Genomic DNA, 24,329 nt, shown 5'->3' with positions numbered 1-24,329 from the left:
GCTAGGAGATCTCAGGATGCCTCAATACAATGATTTGTTCGAGCTTTCGGTGGAAGATATGGATCTGATCGAAGAGGCCATGCGCCATTCCATCGCATCACGGTCTGTTGCTCTGGTTGACGAAGGCAACGAGGACAGGCAGACCCGCGAAGACTTTGTGCGCAAGGCCCATGAGCTGCTTGGTCGGCTGCATGACCAGAAGATATTCTATCGCCCGAAATCTGGTGTCTACGTTGGCGGATAGGACAAAAGCCACGCTTAGCGTGTTGAAAGAACGGGCTTTGCGTCACTTTATCTACTGTCGGTAAGTCATTGAAAATATGGTGGGTGATAAGAGATTTGAACTCCTGACATCTTCGATGTGAACGAAGCGCTCTACCACTGAGCTAATCACCCATAGCGGCGCTCGATACAGCGGCTTGCGGTTCTCTGCAAGTTCAAAGCGCGCTATTATCGGGTCCGCCGACAGATACGCGGATTGCGGGTGTTGCGTGCCAAGTCGAATAGTTGGGAAAAAATCCGGTTCGGCTAAAAAACTTCAAAACGCCGCTTGACGATGCCCGGGCGTAGCCATAATACACCCAAACGTTCAGAGATGAACGCGCAGCGGGCGGTTGTAGCTCAGTTGGTTAGAGTACCGGCCTGTCACGCCGGGGGTCGCGGGTTCGAGCCCCGTCAACCGCGCCATCGCTGCACTCCTTGGTCCAGGGTAAAGGCCACGAAAATAGATGCGCGGTTGTAGCTCAGTTGGTTAGAGTACCGGCCTGTCACGCCGGGGGTCGCGGGTTCGAGCCCCGTCAACCGCGCCATTTTCCTACCAAAAAATAGTTGATCACATCGCCTTTTTTGGTACCGACTTCGGGCCGGTCATGTGGTTTATTGCCTACAAAATATCAGGGGCAAACAGTGACCAGTCTAAATCGAGTCATCATGGCGCGACGCAGCCGGAAATGGGTGCGAGGGTTGAAGCCGGAAGCGCTTGATGCTGTTGAGATTTCGGGCTCGTGGGGCAAACAATTTGGTTTCAAAAGCTACCAGCAGGTATGGCATCGGCAGCATGACATCTGCACCGGCCCTTTGTTGGATGCACAACACCAGGTCCGCAAGTATGATCTGATATTAGCCAACCAAGTGTGGGAGCATTTGGACCGTCCGGTAGAGGCCACTCTGAACGTATTAGAGATGCTGCGGCCCGGTGGATATTTTTGGTTGGCCGTTCCGTTTTTCATCCCATACCACGCCGCGCCAAATGATTGTTCGCGCTGGTCCGCACGCGGATTGAAGAACCTTTTGGCCGAATGCGGGTTTGATCCTGCACTGATCCGTGCCGAGCAATGGGGAAACCGTGAGGCCGCTTTACGCAATCTCGAACCCGAGTGGCCACCGGTCTATGACCCTGAAACAGACAATCTGGAAAATGATCCAGATTTTCCGATCTGTGCATGGGCGCTTGCCCAGAAGTCTCACGACTAGGCGTATTTGTCGAAAATCCGCCTGTTCTTCATTTGTTCTAATTTTTTGGTTGGAGACTCAGCGCTGCTCGCCTATCTCTAAAGCGTTGTTTGTTGGGGGCCAGAATGGCTGAGCTGAAGAATATCGAGTTGCGCGGCGCGCGCGAACATAACCTCAAGAGTATTGATGTCGACATTCCGCGCGATCAGTTGGTGGTGATCACCGGTCTGTCCGGCTCGGGCAAGTCCTCACTGGCGTTTGATACGATCTATGCTGAAGGGCAGCGCCGCTATGTCGAAAGCTTGTCGGCCTATGCGCGGCAATTCCTCGATATGATGGAAAAGCCTGATGTCGACCACATCAGCGGCCTTTCTCCGGCAATTTCGATTGAACAGAAGACAACCTCGAAAAACCCGCGTTCGACCGTGGGCACCGTGACCGAGATATATGATTATCTTCGCCTGCTCTTTGCCCGTGCGGGTACGCCCTATAGCCCGGCCACTGGGCTGCCAATTGAGGCGCAGCAAGTGCAGGATATGGTCGATCGGATCATGACGATGGAGGAGGGCACCCGCGGCTATCTGCTGGCCCCAATCGTGCGCGATCGGAAAGGTGAGTACAAGAAAGAGTTCCTTGAACTTCGCAAGCAGGGCTTCCAGCGCGTCAAGGTGGATGGAGAATTCTACGAACTAGATGAGCCGCCGACGCTGGATAAGAAATTCCGCCACGATATCGACGTTGTTGTTGATCGTCTGGTCGTGCGTGAAGGCGTGGAAACCCGGCTAGCCGACAGTTTGCGGACAGCATTGGATCTGGCGGATGGGATCGCAATCCTTGAAACCGCACCGAAAGAGGGTGATCCTGAACGGATAACGTTCAGCGAAAACTTTGCCTGCCCGGTCAGCGGATTTACCATCCCCGAGATCGAGCCGCGCCTATTTTCGTTCAACGCACCCTTTGGGGCTTGTCCGGATTGCGACGGTCTGGGTGTTGAACTGTTCTTTGATGAACGTCTCGTCGTGCCCGACCAGACGTTGAAGTTGTATGACGGGGCGCTGGCCCCGTGGCGGAAGGGCAAATCGCCCTATTTTCTGCAAACGATCGAGGCCATCGCGCGGCACTACGAATTCGACAAGAACACGCCTTGGAAGGATTTGCCCAAGAAGGTCCAGCAGGTGTTTCTGCGTGGCTCTGGTGATGAGGAAATCCAGTTCCGCTATGACGAAGGTGGACGTGTTTATCAGGTTACCCGAAGCTTTGAGGGCGTCATCCCAAATATGGAGCGCCGTTATCGCGAGACGGACAGCGCTTGGATTCGTGAAGAGTTCGAGCGTTATCAAAACAACCGACCCTGCGGCACATGCGAAGGCTACCGTCTGCGTGCCGAAGCACTGGCCGTAAAGATCGCGGGTTTGCACGTTGGACAGGTTGTCGAAATGTCGATCCGCGAGGCGCTGGCTTGGATTGAAGACGCCCCGAACCATCTGAGCGCGCAGAACAACGAAATTGCACGGGCTATTCTCAAAGAGATTCGCGAGCGGTTGGGATTTCTGAATAACGTTGGATTGGAATATCTTACACTGTCTCGTTCAAGTGGCACCCTGTCGGGTGGTGAGAGCCAGCGTATTCGTTTGGCCAGCCAGATCGGATCGGGCCTGACCGGGGTATTGTATGTTCTGGATGAGCCCTCGATTGGCCTTCACCAGCGCGACAATGACCGCCTGTTGGATACGCTCAAGAACCTGCGCGACCAAGGAAACACGGTGATCGTTGTTGAACATGACGAAGAGGCTATTCGAGAGGCGGACTACGTCTTCGATATCGGTCCCGGAGCTGGTGTACATGGCGGGCAGGTGGTCAGTCACGGTACGCCCGAGCATATTGCAAGCGATACGGCCTCAATAACCGGCCAATATCTTTCTGGAACCCGTGAGATCGCCGTACCGACCGAACGGCGGAAGGGAAAGAAGCAGAAAGTAAGCGTGGTCAAGGCCACCGGGAACAATCTTAAGAACGTCACAGCAGACTTCCCGCTGGGCAAATTTGTCTGTGTAACCGGTGTGTCCGGTGGTGGGAAATCAACGCTGACGATCGAGACGTTATTCAAAACGGCTTCGATGCGGTTGAACGGAGCGCGTCAGACTCCGGCACCTTGCGAAACGATCAAAGGGCTTGAACACCTCGATAAGGTGATCGACATCGATCAGCGGCCCATTGGGCGGACACCGCGTTCGAATCCAGCGACTTACACCGGGGCCTTCACCCCGATCCGCGACTGGTTCGCCGGGTTGCCCGAGGCCAAGGCGCGTGGGTATAAACCCGGCCGCTTCAGCTTTAACGTCAAGGGTGGACGTTGCGAGGCATGCCAAGGTGATGGTGTCATCAAGATCGAAATGCACTTTCTGCCCGATGTCTATGTGACTTGCGAGACCTGCAAGGGCGCGCGTTATAACCGCGAGACGCTCGAGATCAAGTTCAAGGGTAAATCCATCGCGGATGTGCTTGATATGACGGTTGAAGACGCTCAGGAGTTCTTCAAGGCGGTTCCGTCCATTCGGGATAAAATGGACGCCCTGGCGCGCGTTGGGCTTGGTTATATCAAGGTCGGACAACAGGCGACGACCTTGTCAGGCGGTGAGGCGCAACGGGTGAAGCTGTCGAAAGAGTTGAGCAAACGTTCGACCGGGCGGACGCTGTACATTCTTGATGAGCCCACGACAGGGCTTCATTTCGAAGACGTGCGTAAGCTATTGGAAGTGCTGCATGAGCTTGTTGATCAGGGCAACACAGTGGTCGTGATCGAGCATAATCTGGACGTCGTTAAAACCGCCGACTGGATCATCGATATCGGTCCAGAAGGCGGCGATGGAGGAGGTCAGATCGTTGCGGTCGGTACACCGGAAGACGTTGCAGAATGCGAGCGCAGCCACACTGGGCGGTATCTGAAACCAATGCTGAATAACGAACGCGTAGCCGCCGAGTAGCGCGATCAGTAAAGTATATCAGCGGCGGCACCGATCAGATTCAGAACTTTGTGCGTGTCGGGATCGATTGAATACACGTAATCCCCTGCGCGCACATAATTGCCGCCGCGTCGCAAGCCGTACCGATAGGGATCGTCGATCCAAACGTAGTCACCAATCCGGTCGCCGGTGCGATATAGCTTTTTGGCTTGCCCGGGCGGTACACAGGGCACAGCCTTTTTGGCAAGCCCCGGAGGACAGTGACCAACACTGCCACGAACGACGCCAGATTGCGGCGCAACCCGCTCGACCTGCAGCTTGGACTTGCCTTTGCCTTTGCCATTTCCTGCCAATACAGCGGCAGGGCTCAACGCAATAAGGGCGATCATGAAAGAACGGGTCAGGGGGTTCATTAAGGCGCGCTCCGGCAAAGGTTGTGTACTTACACATTACCCAAACACCTAAGTACGCGCCTTACGGAATTCCATCCCTGTGCGGTTTTCCGCCACCGATCTGTCAGCTGCGGTTGCGTTTCTCGAACCGCGGCAGCATGGCGCTGAAGTCGCGGCCCAAACCATTCTCTTTTTCCACAAATTGCTCGTAAAGCAACGTCGCGATCTGCCCCATTGGGGTATCGGCATCCGCGCTTTCTGCGGCCTGCTGACTAAGGCGCAGGTCTTTGAGCATGAGCTCGGAGGCAAAGCCAGGGGTATAGTCGTTGTCAGATGGGCTTTCCGGGCCGACACCGGGGGCAGGGCAATAGGCATTCATTGTCCAGCTATATCCAGATGAGGTGCTCACTACATCGAACATCTTTTGACGGTCCAATCCCAGTTTGTCGGCAAGGGCAAACGCTTCGCAGGTGGCGATCATGGTGACACCAAGGATCATGTTGTTGCAGATCTTTGCAGCCTGACCAGCGCCGGCTTCACCGCAATGAACGGCTTTCTGCCCCATGATTTCAAATAGCGGAGCGGCTTTGGCAAAGGCGGTAGCAGAGCCGCCAGCCATGAACGTCAAGGTGCCCGCCGCCGCACCGCCAATTCCGCCAGAGACCGGAGCATCCACCGAGAGCAAACCGGCCTGCGACGCTTGTTTCGCCACCACGCGCGCGCTGTCGACATCTACCGTGGAACAATCGATGAGGGCGGCGCCATCTTGCATCGCCGGGATGACTTCGTCAGCAACGGCACGCAGGATCTGTCCGTTTGGAAGCATGGTGATGACAGCGTCAGCGCTTGCAACTGCTTCTGCACTTGAGGCAGCCATAGCGACGCCATCAATCGTGACATCTGCCTGGTCGAAGCCGATAACCTCGTGACCTGCGCGTGCCAGATTGGCTGCCATCGGCGCGCCCATATTGCCCAGACCTATGAATGCGATTTTCATCCCTTACTCCTCTGAAAAACTTAGGGCGTCCGCACCAAGCGGATGTAGCATTTTGGAAACCGCGTCCATTGGAACCTTTAGATCAGCAAACTGCCATTTGGGATCGCGGTCTTTATCAATGATCTGGGCGCGTATGCCTTCCAGAAAGTCACCATGTTCCATCGCGCGATAGGTAAAGCGGTATTCCAATTCTAACGCATATTGCAACGTCGGGCCTGTGCTTCGCAGACGATGCAAAATCTCTAGGGTACATGCCATTGAGATCGGAGAATTCTTCGACAGCGTATCGAGAATTTTCGTCGAAAATTCAGTGCTATCGTTGCGCAGGCTGTTCAGAACCTCGTCCAGCCCTTCTCCGTCGAAGAATTTGTCAATGCGATCTTGCATTTTCGCCAAGGCGCTTTCAGGGGCGGGGACTGAATGTTCATGGACAAGTTCGGCGCGACCCGACGCTTCCAGAAGGTCGACCAATTCCGGCCATTTCTCTTGCGGAACAAAGTGATCGGCAAACCCGGCAAGTATCGCGTCTGCAGGCCCCATGCGATATCCGGTCGTGCCCAGGTATTCTCCCAGGCGTCCCTGAGCCAGCGCCAACATCAGCGATCCGCCCACATCAGGGACAAGCCCGATTGAGCATTCCGGCATCGCAATCTTTGAGCTTTCTCCAACGACCCGATGGCTTCCATGGCAACCAATTCCAACGCCCCCGCCCATGGTAAAACCTTGCAGGAAGCTGACGACTGGTTTTGGGTACTCATAAATCAAGGCGTTTAGGCGGTATTCGTCCCGCCAGAATTTCCGACCATATGCATAGTTTCCCGAGGTGCCGGTCTCATAGAGCTCGGCGATATCTCCACCCGCGCAAAAGGCTTTCTCACCTTCAGCGTCAAGGATGATTAGATCAACCTCATCATCCTCACGCCAGTTGCGCAGGGCAGTATCGATGGCCATGCACATGTCATAACTGAGCGCGTTCAAAGCCTGCGGCCGCGTCAGGGTGATGCGTCCGGCGCGGCCCGTTGTGCGAATGTCAATGTCAGACATTAGAGACCTCAGCGGTTTGAGAGCATCTGGCGCGCGACGATCACGCGCATGATCTCATTCGTGCCTTCAAGTATCTGATGAACGCGCAAATCCCGCACGAGTTTTTCGATGCCATAGTCAGCCAGATAACCATATCCGCCGTGCAATTGCAGGCATTGGTCCACGACCTTCGATCCGGTCTCGGTCACGAATTTCTTGGCCATCGCGCAAAACTTGGTCGCATCCGGTGCGCCTTGATCCAGCTTCCACGCAGCCTGTCGTAAGAAGGTGCGTGCTGCCTGCAATTCGATCTCCATATCGGCCAGTCGAAACTGCAGCGCTTGAAACTGATCGATCGATTGCCCAAAGGCCTTGCGCTCGGACATGTACTGCATGGTCATGTTCAGCCCGTTTTGCGCGGCACCCAGCGAACAGGAGGCGATATTCAAACGGCCGCCGTCCAGGCCCATCATCGCGTATTTGAAACCGTCGCCTTCAGTTCCGACCAGATTGCCGGATGGAATTTTGCAATCATCAAACTGGACCTGAGTGGTTGGCTGGCTCTTCCAGCCCATTTTCTGTTCCAAAGCACCAAAGCTTAAGCCCGGTGTGCCATCTTCGACATAGACTGTAGAGATTCCCTTGGGGCCATCCGCACCTGTTCGGACCATGCAAACATAGGCGTCCGAGTATCCTCCGCCAGAAATGAAGGCCTTGGTGCCGTTGAGCGTGTAGCCCTCATTGGTGCGTTCGGCGCGGGTTTTCAAGGCGGCTGCATCCGATCCCGAACCTGGTTCAGTTAGGCAATAGCTGAGCACGGTTTCCAAGCTAAGAACGTCTGGCATGATGCGGGACTTCAGATCATCGCTGCCAAAACTGTCCAGCATTTTGGCGCACATGTTATGGATCGAAAGAAACGCCGCAACCGAGGGGCAGGCCATTGATAGAGCCTCGAAAACCAGAGTTGCATCCAGCCGGCTCAGGCCTGACCCGCCAGCCTCTTCCGAGACATAGAGGCCACCAAAGCCAAGCTCGCCGATTTTGGGCCAAAGATCTTTGGGGATCGTGCCCTCAGCTTCCCACTGGCGCGCGTATGGGGCGATGTGGTCTTGGCCAAAGGCGTGCGCCATGTCGAAGATGGCCGTTTGTTCCTCGGTCAGCGCGAAATCCATAACGTGTATTTCCTGTTGGCTGTAGAATTGAACGAGCGTTTTATTCTTCAATCCTTACAGAAATTTTTCAGCGACGGCAAACGCAGTGATTTAGGTGATATCGAGGCGATGGAGTATACTGCGCGAATTGAGATTTTTGATCATTAAGGAGTATTCTTATGCCTTCGCACAAACTCGCCGTGGTCGTGATCCATGGCATGGGCAGCCAGCACAATCCTCAGGGCCAGCCGCCTTCGACTACACCGACCTTTTCCAAGGGGCTGAAACGGCGCGTGTCGAACCGAGTGGGCGCTGATATGGACGATGTGATCTGGCACGAGGTGGTTTGGGCGCAGATCTTGCAGGGACGGCAAAAGGAATACTTGCGCAAGGTCAATCGAAGCCTTGGATATGACAAGCTGCGCGAATTTGTTGTGTGCAATCTGTCAGATGCTGCATCTTACCGTCCCACGCCCGATGATGGTGACAAGATTTATGAGGCCATTCACAAGAAGATCGAGAATGTGATGGGCGTTGTAAAGCATCAGGTCGGACCGCAGGGGCCCGTTCTTGTATTGGCCCATTCGCTGGGCGGGCACATCATGTCAAACTATATTTACGATATGCAGCGACATCTGCGGCAGGGTGGCTCACCTGTACATCCGACGGATGTTGAGAACATGAAAACCGTCGCCGGTATCATGACTTTCGGGTGCAACATCCCGATTTTTCTGTTCGCATATCCAGAGAATGAAATCTTCCCGATCATGGCCCCTAACAGCGCGCTGGCACCCGCGCTGCAGTTTTCGACTTGGTGGCGAAACTACTATGACAAACACGACGTACTGGGTTTTCCGTTGGGTAAGAGCGCCCCGAGCTATGCGCAGCTTGCGCAAAGTGGTGCCCTGAAAGACAAGGCGATCAATGCGGGCAAAATCTTTACGTCCTGGAACCCATTGTCGCACAACGGATATTGGACGGATCGCGATTTGTACGAACCTGTCGCTGATCGGATCAAAGAGATTTTGGCAGCAGTCTAGGCCTATAGGTCGGCATGAAATTCTTCGATCAGATGTTTGACGACGGCCATGCCGGGATCGTCCCCACGCGCAACTGCTTCGGCATGGATCCGGCGCTGACGCGTGGCGGATGTGCCGGTTTCGGCGATCTGCCTGAGACGGGCGAGTTCGGTCATAGTGCCCAAGGCTTCGGTGTCTTCGGCAAGCATACCCATCAGCTCTCCGATCAACTCGGCCATTGGCTTGATCGAGCGATCGCCGAAATCGATCAGACCTTCGCCGACTCCATAACGCTGCGCACGCCAGCGGTTTTCGCCGATCAGGAATTTGTCATACTGCCGCCATCGCAGGTTCCGGGCCTTCAGGCGGCACAGCATCCGCGTTAGTGCCTGCACCATTGCGGCCAGAGACAGCGTATGCTCCAACCGGGGCTGCACGTCCATGATGCGCGTTTCCAACGTGGGAAAACGGTGTGAGGGGCGCAGATCCCACCAGATTTTTGAGGTGTCCTCGATGACTCCAAGTTCGACCAGCACGCCGGTGGTGCGCTCATATTCTCCCCAACTGTTGAACACCGGGGGCAGGCCGGTCCGGGGCAGGTTGTCGAAGACGGTCAACCTGTAGGACGACAGGCCGGTGTCCTCTCCGTTCCAATAAGGGGAGGATGTTGAAAGCGCCAATAGATGAGGTAGGAAGTAGGAAAGCTGCGGCATCAGATCAGCGCGCAATGCTTGATCTTCAACGCCGGCATGAACATGCATACCGCAAATCAACATGCGCCGCGCCACACCGCCCAAGGCATGTTGAAGGGCATCATAACGCTCTTTCCGGGTGTGATGCTGATCCTTCCAATTCGCAAACGGATGGCACGACACAGCAATCGGCGACAAATTATACTCAGCCGCGCGTTCTGACACACAGGACCTAAGCCGCTTGAGGTCCTCGCGCGCCGACTTGATGGTCGCGTGGGGCCGGGTGCCTACTTCAATCTGACATTGCAGGAATTCGGGGCTAACCTGACCTTCAAAGTCATTCTGGCAGGCCTCGATCAACGCGGTTGGGGCATGCGCAAGCTGCAGGCTGTCACGATCAACCAGCAGATACTCTTCCTCAATGCCTAACGTGAATTCCTGCTGCATTGCGGTCCTCATCGTTGAATTCCAGTCAGTGAATACGGAATTTGCACTTTTGCCAAGGGTTTGCCGCAACGGTTCTTGCAGAGAGCTTGCGTGCAAAGGTAAGGAACAGGCGCAACGCAGTTTGGAGCAATGCTCGTGAAACCCAGAAAATTTCCGCAAATCAATGCCGCTTTGGATGAGCTCGGCTTGAAGCTGATTGATAAGGTCTCGGAACAGGACGAACGAGCGCGGCTTGAAGCGTTTGAACGGGCAGGGGGGCTGACCCGCCCGGCCTATGCCCTGTCACCGGGGATGGAAGGATTTGATATCTCGCAGCTGGTGGAAGAGTACGCGCGTCACGCAGATGCGCTTGCGGCGCTGAAAGACCCGGAGCGAAACCAGACGGGTTACGCACCCGAAAACGGCTATTATGACAGCCCGGATGCGGACGCGTTGTACCTGATGATCCGCCGTTTTCAGCCCAAGCGCGTGATCGAAGTAGGTTGTGGAAACTCGACCCGCGTGACGCGGCAAGCGATCATTGATGGTGGGTTGGAGACGACCATAACAGCAATTGACCCATATCCACGTGCCGATATCGCTCAGGTCGTAGACCAGTTCGAGCAAAAACGGCTGGAAGAAGTTGACCCTGCGATATTCGATCAGCTTGAAGCCGGAGACGTGTTGTTCATCGATTCAAGCCATGTCGTTCGGATGAGTAACGATGTCGCCCACCTGTTCTGCCGCATCATTCCGGCGCTGAAGCCCGGCGTTGTCATTCATGTGCATGATGTTTTTCTGCCCTATGAATATCCGAAGCGGTTTTTCTATGATTGCCCGGGTTGGGGTGAGCAATATATGCTGCACGCCCTGCTGCAATCAGGTTCCTTTTCAATGCTTTGGCCGGGATATTACCTTCAGCAGGAACGACCCGATGCGGCAGAGGCGTTGCCATTTCTGAAAGACGGCAGGGCGCAAAGCATCTGGGTGCAGTTCAAAGAAAAATGATCGCAATGTGATCCGGAGCGGCAAAAGGTCCGTACTCCTTTCCATAACAAGCTGGAGAGGAGTTAACAGCCATGTTCCGCCGCACATTCATGGGCGCTGCCGCCGCACTTGCACTTGCACTGCCCGTCAAGGCCCAGGCCGCCGATATAGTAGACACCGCAGTCTCTGCTGGGTCGTTCAACACTTTGGTCGCCGCTGTTCAGGCCGCAGGTTTGGTTGACACACTGAAGGGCAAAGGTCCGTTTACGGTATTCGCGCCTACGGATGAAGCATTTGCTGCACTCCCGGAGGGAACGGTCGAAACCCTGCTTCTGCCGGAAAACAAAGATCAGCTAGTATCGATCCTGACCTATCATGTGGTCCCAGCCAAAGTGATGTCGGGTGATATTGCGGGCAAGCGCGCGAAGGTTCTGACTGTTCAAGGTGACCGTCTGAGCGTAAACGCCAGGAACGGCGTCAAGGTGAACGGTGCCGAAGTCATCCAGGCCGATATCGAGGCCAGCAATGGCGTAATCCACGTGATCGACGAAGTGATAATCCCCGAATAAAACTACCACCCCCAAACTGAAAAGCCCCGGTCCAGATGGCCGGGGCTTTTGCGTTGATACGAAGCTTTTTACAGAAGGCGGACTTGAGTGCCGACTTGTACGAGCGGATACAGCTCTTCCACGTGCTGGTTGTAGAGGCCGATGCATCCAGATGAGCTCTGCCGTCCGATCTTGCGAGTGTCGTGGGTGCCGTGAACCAGATAGGCAGGCCAGCCCAGATACATGGCACGCGTACCCAGCGGGTTGCCCGGATCGCCACCTTCCATGCGAACCGGCAGTGAAGGGTCGCGCTCGCGCATTGAAGCGGTTGGTGTCCAGCTTGGGTTTTCCGCTTTGCGCGTGACCTTGGTATATCCACGCTTGGTCAGTTCTTCACTCATGGGAACCGAACTTGGATAAAGCCTGTAGGTTCCGTCTGGCCCCCAATAGTGCACTGCGCGGCTGGTGATGTCGGCCAACAGCGCGCCAACACCCAACTCGTCAAAGTGATCCTGCCAGTTCTGTTGCGAGAACGAGGATACGTTTCGGCGTACCGGCAACTGCGTGCTGATGGCTTCTTCATCCTGCGGGAAAGCATCGCTGCTTTGAGCGCGTACAAGGGCGGGGGTCGCGATCAGAGATGCGGCGCCCAACAGGGCATGACGACGGGTAAAACGATTTTGGGACAATTTTGCCTCCGGAAAGATACGAACTGCTCGTCTGGCTGATTTGCCGATAAAATATTGGCGATTGATGTAAATTTCCAGTGGTTGGCCTCTGAATTTCTTGTGAGGTGACCAAACCGCCTAGAACAAGCTTTGAAAAACGAAAAACCCGGCCTGTGCAGCCGGGTTTCATGAAGAAGGCTCGGATTGATTAGTCCATAGCCTTGAAATTGAACTCGCCGCCTTCCTTGATCCCTGACGGCCAGCGGGAGGTGATAGTTTTGGTGCGAGTATAGAACTTGAAGCTATCAGGCCCGTGTTGGTTCAGATCGCCGAACATGGATTTCTTCCAGCCGCCAAATGTGTGGTAGGCCAGCGGAACAGGGATCGGGACATTGATGCCGACCATGCCGATATTCACGCGGTTTGCAAAATCACGCGCTGTATCTCCGTCGCGGGTGAAGATCGCGGTGCCGTTGCCGTATTCATGATCCATTGCCAGCTTCAGCGCCTCTTCATACGAGCCTGCGCGTACGGTTGAGAGAACCGGCCCAAAGATTTCCTGCTTGTAAATGTCCATATCGGGCGTGACATGATCAAACAGATGAGGGCCAACAAAGAAGCCGTCTTCGTATCCCTGCAGGCTGAAATCACGGTTGTCGACAACCAGCTTCGCACCTTGCTCGACACCCGAATTGATCAGGCCCAAAATACGTTCTTTCGCGGCACCGGTCACGACCGGTCCCATGTCAACATCATCACCAGCGGTGTAGGGGCCCACCTTCAGCTTTTCGACGCGCGGGATCAGTTTTTCGATCAATGCATCGGCGGTTTCTTCGCCTACCGGTACCGCGACTGAGATTGCCATGCAACGCTCTCCCGCCGCGCCATAGCCAGCCCCAACAAGAGCGTCGGCTGCTTGATCCAGATCAGCGTCTGGCATGACGATCATATGGTTTTTTGCGCCGCCAAAGCATTGCGCACGTTTGCCGTTCGCGGTCGCGCGGGCATAGATATATTGTGCGATCGGGGTTGAACCCACGAAGCTCACACCCTGAATGATTTCGCTATCCAGCAGGGTGTCAACGGCCTCTTTATCGCCATTTACGACCTGGAACACACCTTTGGGCAAACCGGCTTCGATGAACAGCTCAGCCAGCATCAAGGGCACCGAAGGGTCGCGTTCGGAAGGCTTCAGAACCACTGCATTACCGCAAGCCAGTGCCGGGCCAACGTGCCACAATGGCATCATCGCGGGGAAATTAAAGGGCATGATCGAAGCAACAACGCCCAATGGCTGACGCATCGAATACATGTCGATACCCGGACCCGCGCTGTCGGTGAATTCGCCCTTCAGCATTTGCGGCGCACCGATGCAGTATTCGATCACTTCCAGGCCACGCTGTAGATCGCCCTTGGCGTCTGGAAGGGTTTTGCCATGCTCTCGGCTAAGTGCTTCGGCCAGTCTATCCATATCGCGGTTCATCAGGCCAACCATCGCCATCATCACGCGCGCGCGTTTCTGAGGGTTGGTTGCGCCCCACGCGACCTGAGCCGCAGCGGCGTCTTCGATGGCTGCGGTGGTCTCAGCCGCGCTGGCCATCGGGCATTGATATTGCGCTTCGCCGGTGGCGGGGTTGAAGACATTGTCGAAACGGCCCGATGTGCCGGCGACGTTTTCACCATTGATGAAATGAGTCAGGTCGTTCATCGCAAACTCCTCCAAATTAAGTTGCGCGCAGAATAGGCTTGCGAAAATCACCTGAACAGAGGCAATATTTCAAACTGGTTTTGCAAAAATGCAAAGGATGGCTCATGACGCCGAATTGGGACGATTTGCGGGTCTTTCTGGCGGTTGCGCGCGACGAAAGCCTTTCGGCGGCAGGTCGGGTGCTTAAGATCGATCCAGCAACCGTTGGGCGCCGGATCGCGCGGCTAGAAGCGGCATTGGACGCAGTATTGTTTACTAAGTCGCAGCAGGGCTATGTGTTGACGACCGCGGGCCAGCGTCTGATGGAGCATGGGCTTCAAGCCGAAGAGGCGTTGCGTGCAGCGACCGGCGTGACGTCAGGCTCAAACAAATCTCTAAGCGGCCAAATCCGGATCGGTGCGCCGGACGGCTGCGCGAATTACCTTTTGCCGCAGGTATGCGCCAAAATCAGCGATGCCAATCCTGACCTCGACATTCAGATTCTGGCCTTGCCGCGCATCATCAACCTGTCGCGGCGAGAGGCTGATATGGCAATCACAGTCAGTGCGCCGACCGCTGGGCAGTTGCTGGTTCAAAAAATTACCGATTACCAACTGCATATGGTTGCAACGCAGGAGTATCTGTGTCGCCATTTCGCCATCCGATCCACGGATGACCTGCGCGGTCATCGGATGATCGGGTACATTCCCGACATGATCTTTGATCGGGAGTTGGATTATCTCAATGATATTGGGGTTGAGCGTGTCGCTCTTGCATCAAACTCGGTTTCCGTCCAGCTGCGGCAGGTCTCATTGGGGACAGGGGTCTGTGTGGCGCATGATTTCACTCTGCCGTTTCATCGAGAATTGCGGAAAATACTGACGGATCAGATAAGTTTGACCCGGGGGTTCTATCTTGTCCGCCATCAAGGTGATCAACGCAATGAACGCCTGAATCGTTTTGCCGAAGCACTGACTCGTGGCTTGCGGGACGAAGTAGCGCGGCTGGAAGCGGAAGCTTCACCTTGACACATTCAGACATTCCGGCAACGCTTTGGAAAACAGTACGTAATTCCGGAGGTTTTTGCATATGCTCGTTCAGGCCATTCTCAAGTCCAAAGCCGGTAGCGGCGTCGTGACGGTCGAACCAACAGCATCGGTCTCGCAGGCGGCCGAAATTCTTGCAGAAAAGCGGATCGGTACTGTGGTGATTTCGGAAGACGGAGGGCAGACAGCGTTGGGCATCTTATCCGAACGTGACATCGTTCGCGAGCTTGCCGCCAGCGGTAGCGGATGCTTGGATAAACCCGTCAGCAGCTATATGACAAAGCAACTCGTCACAGCCAGCCAGCAGGATACGGTTGAGGCTATCCTTTCTCAGATGACTGAGGGACGGTTTCGACACATGCCGGTTCTTGAAGACGGAAAACTGGTCGGGATTGTCACGCTTGGCGATGCAGTCAAGGCGCAACTTGCAGAACTTGCCATGGAAAAAGACGCGCTTGAAGGCATGATCATGGGCCACTGAACGCGGGGGCTGTTGCAGCCTCTTGCACCTGCGGCAAAGTTATGTTTGCTTGCGCAGAAATATTGTTGCGCTGGAGATCCCAATGAGGGTCGGATTATATCCCGGAACTTTTGATCCTATCACCTTGGGTCATATCGACATCATTCGTCGCGCAGCCGCGCTGGTCGATAAGCTTGTGATCGGTGTTGCAATTAACCGCGACAAGGGGCCTCTGTTTTCGTTGGAAGAGCGTGTCGCGATGATTGAGGCCGAGTGCGCTCATCTGACCGAGCAAACCGGAACAGAAATCGTGGCGCACCCGTTTGAAAACTTGCTGATCGACTGCGCACGTGATGTGGGCGCTCAGATCATCGTTCGCGGACTGCGCGCCGTTGCTGATTTCGAGTATGAATTCCAGATGGTTGGCATGAACCGGGCATTGGACGACTCGATTGAAACGGTATTTCTGATGGCCGAGGCCCGGCATCAGGCGATTGCTTCGAAGCTGGTTAAAGAAATCGCTCGCCTGAATGGGGACGTGTCGAAATTCGTCACGCCCCGTGTCAATGATGCGCTGCGCGAGCGCTTAGGCTAGGGCACCCATCGCGGCCGCTGTATCCAGCATCCGATTCGAGAAGCCCCATTCATTGTCATACCACGCCAGCACGCGCACCAATGTGCCGTCGGTCACTTTGGTTTCGGCCAGCGAAACAGTCGAGCTGTGTGAGTCGTGGTTGAAATCGACCGAGACCAGAGGGCGATTCTCTGCAGCAAGCACTCCGGGGATCTTCGCGGCAGCTTCTACAAAGAGAGCGTTTACCTCTTCTTCAGTGGTTGGGCGCGAAACTTCAGCCACCAGATCCACAACCGAAACATTCGGAGTGGGTACACGAATGGCTTGCCCGGTTAGTTTTCCGGCCAGCTGCGGCAGAACCAGACCAACTGCAGACGCTGCACCGGTCGTTGTTGGGATCATCGATAATGCTGCAGCGCGTGAAAGGTAGGGGTCTTTACCCGCTGTGTCGTGAACCGGTTGGCTTGCAGTATACGCGTGGACGGTGGTCATATTGCCGTGCTTGATGCCCAGTCCCGCGTCCAAGGCCGCTGCGACGGGCGACAGGCAGTTCGTTGTGCACGACGCGTTGGAGACCACGATGTCGTCAGCTGTCAATTCATGGTCGTTCACGCCAAACACTACGGTCTTTACGCCGCCATCTCCGCGGGCGGGGGCCGAGATCAGAACTTTCTTTGATCCGTTTTTCAGATGCCGCTCGGCTGCTTCACGGGTCCGGAAAACGCCGGTGCATTCCAGAACGACATCAACATCCGACCAGTCCAGTACCTCAGGATCGCGTTCACTGGTCAACCGGATCGGTCCAGCGCCGACATCCAGGCCGGCATCAGTCAGCGTAACAGGGTTGGGATAACGGCCGTGCACACTGTCGAACTCGAACAGATGCGCGTTCATTTCGGGTTTTGCCAAATCGTTGATGGCGACGATTTCCACGTCGGTGCGGCCCGATTCCATAACTGCGCGAAGAACTCCGCGTCCGATCCGTCCAAATCCGTTGATTGCCAGCTTGAGTGTCATGATGCGCTCCGTCAGAATGCGGTCGATAGATGGTTAGCGCTAACAAAGCCAGATTGGTCGGAAAGTCAAGCAAAACCTCTGTCAGCGCCAGAAGGCGAGCCAATCTAGGAAATAGTAGAGTTTCTTACCCAGAAACAGCAGGTGTTCGGTGCCGAACAGTGCAACGTCCAGCATCAGCGCAACCAGGATCAGGACTCCAAGCCAGATGGCGATTTGATTGGTCATTGCAGCGTCCTGAACGAAAATGCCCGCTCAGATAACCTGAGCGGGCACTAGGGTACAAGCGATGTACGAAGGGTCAGTTAAGGCGGCCCATCGCGACAGCGACATCGGCCATACGAACAGAGAAGCCCCATTCGTTGTCATACCAAGCCAGAACACGCACCATGCGTCCGTCGACCACACGGGTCTGGTCCGGTGCGAAGATCGAGCTTTCTTCGGTGTGGTTGAAATCGGTCGAAACCAGCGGGGCGGGCTCATAACCCAGAACACGCTGCATTGGGCCTTTGGCCGCCTCTTCGACGATCGCGTTCACCTCTTCGACCGAGACATCACGCGAAGCGCGGAATGACAGGTCAACCGCCGAGACATTCGGCGTTGGTACGCGGATGGCCGAACCGTCCAGACGACCTTTGAGGTTTGGCAGCACCTCGCCCAAAGCTGCTGCAGCGCCGGTTGTGGTCGGGATCATCGACATGGCAGCCGCGCGGGCGCGGTACAGATCGCTGTGGCGACGGTCTAACGTTGGCTGGTCGCCGGTATAGGCATGGATCGTGGTCATGATGCCATGCTCGATTCCGATCCCTTCATCCAGCACCTTGGCAAGCGGAGCAAGGCAGTTGGTGGTGCAGGAGCCGTTCGACACCATGTTATCATTCGCGGACAGGCTGTTGTGATTCACACCAAAGACAATGGTTTTGTCGACATTCTTGCCCGGAGCTGACAGAAGTACCTTACCAGCGCCGCGATCCAGGTGGGTCTTGGCTTTCAGCCCGTCATTGAACTTGCCGGTGCATTCTAGGACGACATCGCAGCCTTCCCAGTCAAGCTCGTTCATATCGTAGGTCGAGAACATCTCCATCGGGCCGCGGCCTAAGTCCATGGTGCTGCCTTCGACCGAGACTTCGCGCGGGAAACGCCCGTGAATGCTGTCATACTTCAGCAGATGTGCCGAGGTTTCCAGCGGGCCGGTTGCGTTGACTTTGATCACTTCGATGTCGTTTCGTGCCGAAGCGGCGATGTGCGACAGGGTACAGCGGCCGATGCGGCCAAAACCATTGATACCGACCTTGATGGTCATCCGACGTCTCCAAAATGCGCTTGCGTTGCAGGCCATATAGCCGCGAATATTGAATCTCAAAAGGGCAAAAATGGCATATTTTTAAGGTGTTAGCGCAAACCTGCGCCGGTTGCGCTAACGCTTGCGCTAGCTGTTAGATCAGGTAGGGTCCAATCGGGGCAGATGAATGGAAAGGAAGCGCGATGAGTGGTCTGTTGGCGCTGTTGGACGATGTGGCGGGCATTGCAAAGGTCGCGGCGGCCTCAGTTGACGATGTGGTGGCCGCAGCCGGTAAGGCGGGTGCGAAAACGGCAGGTGTAATCATCGACGACGCGGCCGTGACGCCCAAATATGTTCAGGGTTTTGCCCCGGCGCGCGAATTGCCGATCATCTGGCGCATCGCGCGCGGGTCCATATTCAACAAGATCATTCTGCTGCTGCCAGTGGCATTGTTACTGGCCAATTTCGCTCCGTGGCTGATTACCCCGCTGCTGATGCTTGGAGGCTCATACTTGTGTTTCGAAGGAGCAGAGAAGATTTTTCACGTCCTATTCCCACATGGAAGCCACGCGATCGATGAGGATATGAAAAACCCTGATCCCGGCCATCTGGAAGAGAAGAAGGTGAAAGGCGCGATCAAGACCGATTTCATCCTGTCCGCTGAAATCATGACCATCGCATTGGCAGCTATTGAGGCTCCTAATGTTTGGATGCAGGCTGCAACGCTGGCGGTTGTGGGCATCGGTGTAACCGTTGCCGTTTACGGCTCGGTCGCTTTGATTGTGAAGATGGATGATGTTGGGCTGTTCCTGGCGCAAAATGCTCCGACGCCGATTGGGCGTGGAACGGGCAGGGGGCTGGTCAAGGCGATGCCGATCGTCATGAAGGTTCTGTCAATTGTTGGCACCGCAGCGATGCTGTGGGTCGGCGGGTCGATCATGATCCATGGGATGGAAGTTCTGGGTTTTGGCTGGTTAGGCCATCACATACACGACTGGGCATACGCCGCAGGCCATGCTGTGTCTGATCAATGGACTGGCGCAGTTGAGTGGATTGCAAAGGCGACTATGGATGGTATCTTTGGCTTGGCGTATGGGCTGGTGCTGATACCTGTGGCGACCAAGGTGCTAACCCCTGCGATCAGCGCGTTTTCAGGATCTGAGAAAAAACACTGACATCAGGATCATGTGACGTGAGGTTTCGTCTGGCGCGTCTGCTCGGGCGGGGTAAGGTCCAGCCATACCTTATCCAGTGTGACGCCCATGACAAAACTCAGCCTTTCTCAGGTTCTTGACAGTTCGGAATGTATCGACGGGGAATTGCAATTTCCTGTGCCGTCAAACTGGATGCAAGGTCGTACGACGTATGGTGGGTTTTCATCCGCCTTGCTACTGGCTGCGGCGAGGCGTGCGATCGATGATTTGCCTCCATTACGGTCGGCTTTGATTAACTTCACTGCGCCTATCGGCTCGCCGCCGTTGATCGAAACCGAGGTGCTGCGCAAAGGGCGAAATGTCACGACGATCAATGCAAGGGCGAGGATCGAGGGGAAGACGGCGGCACTGGGAGCATTCACCTTCGGGCAATCACAGGACAGCCACGTGGCATTTGAGTTCCCGGCAGAGGCAACGACCCAGCCAGAGGCCACGGAACACTATTTCCCACCGGATATGCCAAAATTTCCCATCGCGTTTCTCGAGAATTTCGATGTCCGATTGATCGATGGCGCACGACCGTTTGCTGGCGCCGATCGAGGATATGTGAAGGTTTGGGCCCGCCATAACGACGCGCAGATGCGCGGCAGGATGGAAGGGCTGATCGCGATTGCGGATCTATTGCCGCCCGCCATATTCCCGACGTTGAAGAAACCGGGCAACAACTCGTCAATGAATTGGATATTCAATGTCTTATCCGAAGACCTTGAAACGCGCGATGGCTGGTGGCTGATGGAACATCAGCTTACTGCAGGGCATGACGGCTATAGCTCTCAGGTAATGCGGATGTGGAACACCGAGGGTGAGTTGGTTGTCGATGGCATGCAATCGGTGATCATCTTCGTCTAACAAAAAAGGCCCCGGTGTTGACCGGGGCCTTGTGTTTGCAATCTGGTGGATCAGCCCAGCAATTCTTTGACTTTTTCGACTGTCGCTTCGGCTGTAATGCCGAAATGCTTGTACAGCTCTCCAGCGGGTGCCGACGCACCAAAGCTGGACATGCCGATGAACCCGGCCTTGGCCTCGCGACCACGCTCGCCAAGCAACCAACGGTCCCAACCACCGGCGCGGACAGCAGCCTCGATGCCGACACGAACAGCGCCTGCAGGCAGAACACGCTTGCGATAGGCTTCATCCTGCTCGGCAAACAGTTCCATGCAGGGCATTGAGACGACGCGCGTTCCAATGCCTTCGGCCTCAAGCATTGCTTTGGCTTCCATCGCCAGCGAAACCTCGGAACCGGTAGCGATCAGGATCGCCTGACGTTTGCTTTCCGCATCTGCCAGCACATACGCACCCTGTGCGGTCAGGTTCTTTGCTTTGTGCTGTGTTCTGACGGTCGGAACGCCCTGACGGGTCAAAGACAGAACCGAGGGGCTGTCTTTGAAGGTCAGCGCCAGTTCCCACGCTTCAGCGGTTTCAACGGTGTCGGCGGGGCGGAACACATAGGTGTTCGGCGTCGCGCGCGAGATGGCCAGATGTTCCACCGGCTGGTGGGTCGGGCCGTCTTCGCCCAAACCGATCGAGTCGTGGGTCATCACGAAGACCGACGGCACCTTCATCAGAGCGGCGAGGCGCATAGATGGGCGCGCATAGTCGGTGAAAGCCATGAATGTACCGCCATAGGGTCGGATGCCACCATGCAGCGCCATGCCGTTCATTGCGGCGGCCATCCCATGCTCGCGAATACCGTAGTGGATGTAACGCCCCTTGCGGTTTTCTGGCAGAAACACACCCATATCAGCCGATTTGGTGTTGTTCGAACCGGTCAGGTCTGCCGAGCCACCAACGGTTTCGGTCATGATCGGGTTTACAACGTTCAAAACCTTTTCGGACGAGGCGCGGGTGGCCAGCTTGGGCTGATCTTCCGAGATCTCTTTTTTGAACGACCGGATTGCACCAGCCAGTTTCTTCGGCGCTTCAAACGCATAGGCGCGGTTGAATTCCGCCTGCTTACGCTCGGAAATTTGCGCAAATCGCTCTTCCCAGGCTGCGCGCTCTGCCGCGCCACGCGTACCTATGGCTTCCCAAGCGGTTTTGACTTCGGCTGGAATGACAAATGCGTCATGCGGCCAGTCATAAGCCTCTTTCGCTGCTTTCAGCTGATCCTGATCCGTCAGCGCACCGTGGCCTTTGGAAGTATCCTGTGCAGCGTGACCCAAGGCGATGTGGCTTTCACACGCAATCATGGTCGGCTTGTTCGACTTTTTCGCTTGAACGATGGCGGCGTCGATGGCTTGCGGATCATGGCCGTCAATCTCGATCACTTGCCAGCCCGAGGCGGCAAAGCGTTTGACCTGATCGGTGCGGTCAGCAATATCGACAGTTCCGTCGATTGTGATGTTGTTGTTGTCCCAGAATACGATCAGCTTGCTCAGCTCGTGCCGGCCAGCCAGCGTAATCGCCTCTTGGCTGACGCCCTCCATTAGGCAGCCGTCGCCGGCGATCACATAGGTATAGTGATCAACAATTTTCTTCCCGTAGTGTGCTCGCTGCACTTCTTCTGCGATCGCAAAGCCAACGGCGTTGGAAATGCCCTGACCCAGAGGTCCGGTTGTGGTTTCTACACCGTCGATCAGGAAGTTTTCAGGATGGCCAGCGGTTTTAGCACCAAGCTGACGGAAGTTCTTGATCTCTTCCAGCGTCACGTCGCCATGACCGGTGAGATACAACAGCGAATAGACCAGCATCGAGCCATGGCCCGCCGACAGGATGAACCGGTCGCGGTCCGGCCAGTTCGGGGCAGAGGCATCAAATTTCAGGTGTTTTTCGAACAGTACGGTCGCAACATCGGCCATGCCCATTGGCATGCCGGAATGGCCGGAATTGGCGGCGGCGACGGCGTCGAGGGTCAGAGTGCGGATGGCCGCAGCTTTGTCCCAGTGTTCGGGGTTGGCATTGCGCAGCGCAGTCAGGTCCACGGGCGTTGTTCCTTTGGATTACAGGCAGATGGGCGCTGAATACCATCCGCTTGCCAAAGTGCAAGCAGAACCGGGTTTCATGCTGAGTTGCCGCTTCAAGAGCGTTGTGCAAGTGTTTGAAACCAAACAGTGGGTATTTTCTGTCACATTCCGTTAGACTGGGCCAGAGAGCCGCCGCTTTTGATTCGGATCGGCGTATAGCGGAACGAACCTTGGTAAAGAGGTGACACAGGCATGAGTCAGATCGAGGAACTACAACGCCGTATCATTACCGCGATGGAGCGGATCGGCAGCGGCGTCGAAGCGCTGGGTACCGCCGGACCGGCAGGCGGTGGCGACTCGGATTTACGCGCGACCCTGGAAGAAGAGCGGGTGGCCTATGCCCAGCTCGAGGAGCGGCTGAAGGCTCTCAAAGAGAGACATGCGCAAGAGATTGACGCCCTGCGTGCGCAACCTGCGCAGGATGGTGAGCTTGATGCGCTGCGGGCGCAGTTGGCCGAAGCAACCTCGCGCCTCGCCACCGTCGAGGCTGCGCGGGCAGAACTGGCAGAGGCCAAGGCGGCGCTTGAGAATACCGATGAAGTCGAAGGTCTGAAGGCGGAAATCGAGACTCTGAGGTCAAATCAGGGTGCAGCAGAAGAAGCAGAGTCCTTGCGTGCCGAGGTCGAGCAATTGACCCCGATTGCAGATCGCGCGGAAGAGATGGAGGCTGAGCTGGCACGTCTACGGGCCGAATTAGCCGACAGCGAGCGACTGACCGAACTCAGCGCCGAGCTAGAAATGTTGCGTGCGGAACGAAGCAGTCACGGCGCGGCTATGTCACGGCTGGATGATGATCTGCAACGGTTGCGCAAGGCGAATGAACAGCTGCGCAATACTGTTGATGAACTGCGCGCGGCTGCGGAAGAAGGGGTCACGGACGCTGATATGCTGAACCGGGCCACAACCGCTGAGCTTGAGGCTATTCGCGCCGCACGGGCATCGGATGCTGCCGAAGCCCATGCCGTTTTGGCCCGGCTTGAGCCGTTGTTGACCAATGCCAACCTTGCAGAAGGAGAGGTGGAATAATGCCCGAAGTAACCATTCACATCGGCGGCCGTGGTTTTGATGTTTCGTGCCAAGAGGGTGAAGAACCGTTTCTGCAGGCAGCCGCCAAACTGCTGGATGATGAGGCGCAGGTCCTGTCGGATCAGATCGGGCGCATGCCGGAATCGCGCATGCTGCTGATGGCAGGGCTAATGTTGGCGGACAAAGCAGCGGCACATGAAGATCGAATGAAACTGGCCGAGGCCAAGTTGGTTGAACTTGAGGCCGAGGTAAAGCGCCTGCGCAATCAGCCTCAACCAGAGCCTGAACGCATCGAAGTCGCCGTTGTGCCGCCATCCGTCACGGATACGCTGGCTGAAATGGCAGCACGAGCCGAGGCATTGGCTGCTGTGATCGAAGAGAGGGCATCTTGATGGCTGTACTTACCCGCGCTGCTGTTTGTGCGGCAATCGTAACTGTGTCAGGCTCGATGGCTTTTGCGGATATCGACATCCTGTCGGTAACTTTTAACTGCGAAAACAACGCACAGGTGCCGGTGTCTTACTTTAACGCCGCCAATGGGGACGGGGCTGCCGCGATGTTGCTTGAGGATCAATTGATCCCGATGCAGCAGGTCCAGAGCGGCTCGGGTATTCGATATGAATCCGTTGGGTCGACAGGCACGTATACGCTGCGGTCCAAAGGGTGGGAGGCTTCGATCAGCCATCAGGCTGAAGGGAGTACAGCCCCCGAACGCATTTTGTTCAGGGACTGCACAAGTCGGTAA

General features: G+C 55.8%; 25 protein-coding genes and 3 tRNA genes. 16 read left to right on the top strand and 12 right to left on the bottom strand.

Features of this window, described 5'->3' with window-relative positions:
• The first annotated feature begins 16 nt into the window (after positions 1-16).
• Complete coding sequence (locus ACR0NN_RS02290; RefSeq protein ID WP_170719265.1) at positions 17-244, top strand: hypothetical protein; 228 nt, start codon at positions 17-19, stop codon at positions 242-244.
• 77 nt (positions 245-321) lie between these two features.
• Here ACR0NN_RS02290 and ACR0NN_RS02285 read toward each other — a convergent pair.
• Positions 322-396, bottom strand: a tRNA-Val gene (locus ACR0NN_RS02285).
• Positions 397-610: 214 nt separating this feature from the next.
• Between ACR0NN_RS02285 and ACR0NN_RS02280 the strand changes: the two genes are divergently transcribed.
• The 4 genes from ACR0NN_RS02280 (at position 611) to uvrA (ending at position 4,436) form a co-directional block, all read left to right on the top strand.
• Positions 611-687 (top strand) — tRNA-Asp (locus ACR0NN_RS02280).
• A 45-nt stretch (positions 688-732) separates the two neighbouring features.
• Positions 733-809 (top strand) — tRNA-Asp (locus ACR0NN_RS02275).
• A 97-nt stretch (positions 810-906) separates the two neighbouring features.
• A complete protein-coding gene (locus ACR0NN_RS02270) occupies positions 907-1,473 on the top strand; it encodes a methyltransferase domain-containing protein (RefSeq protein ID WP_170684079.1) in 567 nt (188 codons plus the stop codon).
• A gap of 104 nt (positions 1,474-1,577) precedes the next feature.
• Positions 1,578-4,436: an excinuclease ABC subunit UvrA gene (gene uvrA, locus ACR0NN_RS02265; RefSeq protein WP_170719260.1), complete on the top strand. Its 2,859-nt coding sequence runs from the start codon at positions 1,578-1,580 to the stop codon at positions 4,434-4,436.
• Between the two features lie 5 nt (positions 4,437-4,441).
• Here uvrA and ACR0NN_RS02260 read toward each other — a convergent pair whose 3' ends face one another.
• The 4 genes from ACR0NN_RS02260 to ACR0NN_RS02245 all read right to left on the bottom strand — a co-directional run bounded on the left by ACR0NN_RS02260 (position 4,442) and on the right by ACR0NN_RS02245 (position 7,999).
• A complete protein-coding gene (locus ACR0NN_RS02260; RefSeq protein ID WP_170719259.1) occupies positions 4,442-4,828 on the bottom strand; it encodes a hypothetical protein in 387 nt (128 codons plus the stop codon).
• A 103-nt stretch (positions 4,829-4,931) separates the two neighbouring features.
• On the bottom strand, positions 4,932-5,804 hold the full coding sequence (gene mmsB, locus ACR0NN_RS02255) for a 3-hydroxyisobutyrate dehydrogenase (protein ID WP_170719256.1): 873 nt from the start codon (positions 5,802-5,804) through the stop codon (positions 4,932-4,934).
• A gap of 3 nt (positions 5,805-5,807) precedes the next feature.
• On the bottom strand, positions 5,808-6,848 hold the full coding sequence (locus ACR0NN_RS02250) for an enoyl-CoA hydratase/isomerase family protein (RefSeq protein WP_170719253.1): 1,041 nt from the start codon (positions 6,846-6,848) through the stop codon (positions 5,808-5,810).
• Between the two features lie 8 nt (positions 6,849-6,856).
• Positions 6,857-7,999 carry an acyl-CoA dehydrogenase family protein gene (locus ACR0NN_RS02245; protein WP_170684068.1) on the bottom strand — a complete coding sequence of 381 codons (1,143 nt, stop codon included), beginning with the start codon at positions 7,997-7,999 and terminating at the stop codon, positions 6,857-6,859.
• Between the two features lie 158 nt (positions 8,000-8,157).
• Here ACR0NN_RS02245 and ACR0NN_RS02240 point away from each other — a divergent pair, with 158 nt between their 5' ends.
• On the top strand, positions 8,158-9,018 hold the full coding sequence (locus ACR0NN_RS02240; RefSeq protein WP_170719250.1) for a hypothetical protein: 861 nt from the start codon (positions 8,158-8,160) through the stop codon (positions 9,016-9,018).
• A gap of 2 nt (positions 9,019-9,020) precedes the next feature.
• Here the strand turns inward: ACR0NN_RS02240 and ACR0NN_RS02235 are convergent, their stop codons facing one another.
• The gene (locus ACR0NN_RS02235) at positions 9,021-10,136 is read right to left on the bottom strand and encodes a carboxylate-amine ligase (protein ID WP_170719244.1); all 1,116 of its coding nucleotides are present in this window, start codon (positions 10,134-10,136) and stop codon (positions 9,021-9,023) included.
• Positions 10,137-10,271: 135 nt separating this feature from the next.
• On the opposite strand from ACR0NN_RS02235, the gene ACR0NN_RS02230 reads away from it, so the two are divergent.
• Positions 10,272-11,123, top strand: coding sequence for a class I SAM-dependent methyltransferase (locus ACR0NN_RS02230; RefSeq protein WP_170719242.1), 852 nt, complete (start codon positions 10,272-10,274; stop codon positions 11,121-11,123).
• A gap of 71 nt (positions 11,124-11,194) precedes the next feature.
• Positions 11,195-11,671 (top strand): fasciclin domain-containing protein, encoded by a 477-nt coding sequence (locus tag ACR0NN_RS02225; protein WP_170684060.1) that lies wholly within the window; start codon positions 11,195-11,197, stop codon positions 11,669-11,671.
• 68 nt (positions 11,672-11,739) lie between these two features.
• Here the strand turns inward: ACR0NN_RS02225 and ACR0NN_RS02220 are convergent, their stop codons facing one another.
• Entirely contained in the window at positions 11,740-12,339 is a 600-nt protein-coding gene (locus ACR0NN_RS02220; protein ID WP_170719240.1) for a L,D-transpeptidase, read from the bottom strand.
• 187 nt (positions 12,340-12,526) lie between these two features.
• Positions 12,527-14,026 carry a CoA-acylating methylmalonate-semialdehyde dehydrogenase gene (locus tag ACR0NN_RS02215; protein WP_170719237.1) on the bottom strand — a complete coding sequence of 500 codons (1,500 nt, stop codon included), beginning with the start codon at positions 14,024-14,026 and terminating at the stop codon, positions 12,527-12,529.
• Positions 14,027-14,130: 104 nt separating this feature from the next.
• Between ACR0NN_RS02215 and ACR0NN_RS02210 the strand changes: the two genes are divergently transcribed.
• The 3 genes from ACR0NN_RS02210 (at position 14,131) to coaD (ending at position 16,106) form a co-directional block, all read left to right on the top strand.
• The gene (locus tag ACR0NN_RS02210) at positions 14,131-15,033 is read left to right on the top strand and encodes a LysR family transcriptional regulator (protein ID WP_170719235.1); all 903 of its coding nucleotides are present in this window, start codon (positions 14,131-14,133) and stop codon (positions 15,031-15,033) included.
• A gap of 61 nt (positions 15,034-15,094) precedes the next feature.
• Positions 15,095-15,532 (top strand): CBS domain-containing protein, encoded by a 438-nt coding sequence (locus ACR0NN_RS02205; RefSeq protein WP_170684052.1) that lies wholly within the window; start codon positions 15,095-15,097, stop codon positions 15,530-15,532.
• An 82-nt stretch (positions 15,533-15,614) separates the two neighbouring features.
• Positions 15,615-16,106: a pantetheine-phosphate adenylyltransferase gene (coaD, locus tag ACR0NN_RS02200; protein ID WP_170684049.1), complete on the top strand. Its 492-nt coding sequence runs from the start codon at positions 15,615-15,617 to the stop codon at positions 16,104-16,106.
• On the opposite strand, the gene gap (ACR0NN_RS02195) is transcribed toward coaD, so the two are convergent.
• The 3 genes from gap (ACR0NN_RS02195) to gap (ACR0NN_RS02185) all read right to left on the bottom strand — a co-directional run bounded on the left by gap (ACR0NN_RS02195) (position 16,098) and on the right by gap (ACR0NN_RS02185) (position 18,402).
• A complete protein-coding gene (gene gap, locus ACR0NN_RS02195; protein WP_170719233.1) occupies positions 16,098-17,102 on the bottom strand; it encodes a type I glyceraldehyde-3-phosphate dehydrogenase in 1,005 nt (334 codons plus the stop codon). The genes coaD and gap (ACR0NN_RS02195) overlap by 9 nt on opposite strands.
• An 81-nt stretch (positions 17,103-17,183) precedes the next feature.
• A complete protein-coding gene (locus tag ACR0NN_RS02190) occupies positions 17,184-17,327 on the bottom strand; it encodes a hypothetical protein (protein ID WP_170684045.1) in 144 nt (47 codons plus the stop codon).
• Positions 17,328-17,400: 73 nt separating this feature from the next.
• The gene (gene gap / locus ACR0NN_RS02185) at positions 17,401-18,402 is read right to left on the bottom strand and encodes a type I glyceraldehyde-3-phosphate dehydrogenase (RefSeq protein WP_170719231.1); all 1,002 of its coding nucleotides are present in this window, start codon (positions 18,400-18,402) and stop codon (positions 17,401-17,403) included.
• 182 nt (positions 18,403-18,584) lie between these two features.
• Here gap (ACR0NN_RS02185) and ACR0NN_RS02180 point away from each other — a divergent pair, with 182 nt between their 5' ends.
• On the top strand, positions 18,585-19,556 hold the full coding sequence (locus ACR0NN_RS02180; RefSeq protein ID WP_170719229.1) for a DUF808 domain-containing protein: 972 nt from the start codon (positions 18,585-18,587) through the stop codon (positions 19,554-19,556).
• A gap of 87 nt (positions 19,557-19,643) precedes the next feature.
• Entirely contained in the window at positions 19,644-20,444 is an 801-nt protein-coding gene (locus ACR0NN_RS02175; protein ID WP_170719227.1) for a thioesterase family protein, read from the top strand.
• A gap of 50 nt (positions 20,445-20,494) precedes the next feature.
• On the opposite strand, the gene tkt is transcribed toward ACR0NN_RS02175, so the two are convergent.
• Complete coding sequence (gene tkt / locus ACR0NN_RS02170; protein WP_170719224.1) at positions 20,495-22,516, bottom strand: transketolase; 2,022 nt, start codon at positions 22,514-22,516, stop codon at positions 20,495-20,497.
• A gap of 234 nt (positions 22,517-22,750) precedes the next feature.
• Between tkt and ACR0NN_RS02165 the strand changes: the two genes are divergently transcribed.
• From ACR0NN_RS02165 to ACR0NN_RS02155, 3 genes are read left to right on the top strand one after another with little or no spacing between them, the layout of a single operon-like run.
• Positions 22,751-23,584: a coiled-coil domain-containing protein gene (locus ACR0NN_RS02165; RefSeq protein WP_170684036.1), complete on the top strand. Its 834-nt coding sequence runs from the start codon at positions 22,751-22,753 to the stop codon at positions 23,582-23,584.
• Entirely contained in the window at positions 23,584-23,976 is a 393-nt protein-coding gene (locus ACR0NN_RS02160) for a cell division protein ZapA (protein WP_170719222.1), read from the top strand. Before ACR0NN_RS02165 ends, ACR0NN_RS02160 begins: the two co-directional genes overlap by 1 nt.
• Positions 23,976-24,329 carry an MliC family protein gene (locus ACR0NN_RS02155; RefSeq protein ID WP_170719220.1) on the top strand — a complete coding sequence of 118 codons (354 nt, stop codon included), beginning with the start codon at positions 23,976-23,978 and terminating at the stop codon, positions 24,327-24,329. Before ACR0NN_RS02160 ends, ACR0NN_RS02155 begins: the two co-directional genes overlap by 1 nt.

Source organism: Ruegeria sp. BA2, from assembly GCF_056539605.1.
This window is presented reverse-complemented; position numbering and strand designations above follow the sequence as displayed.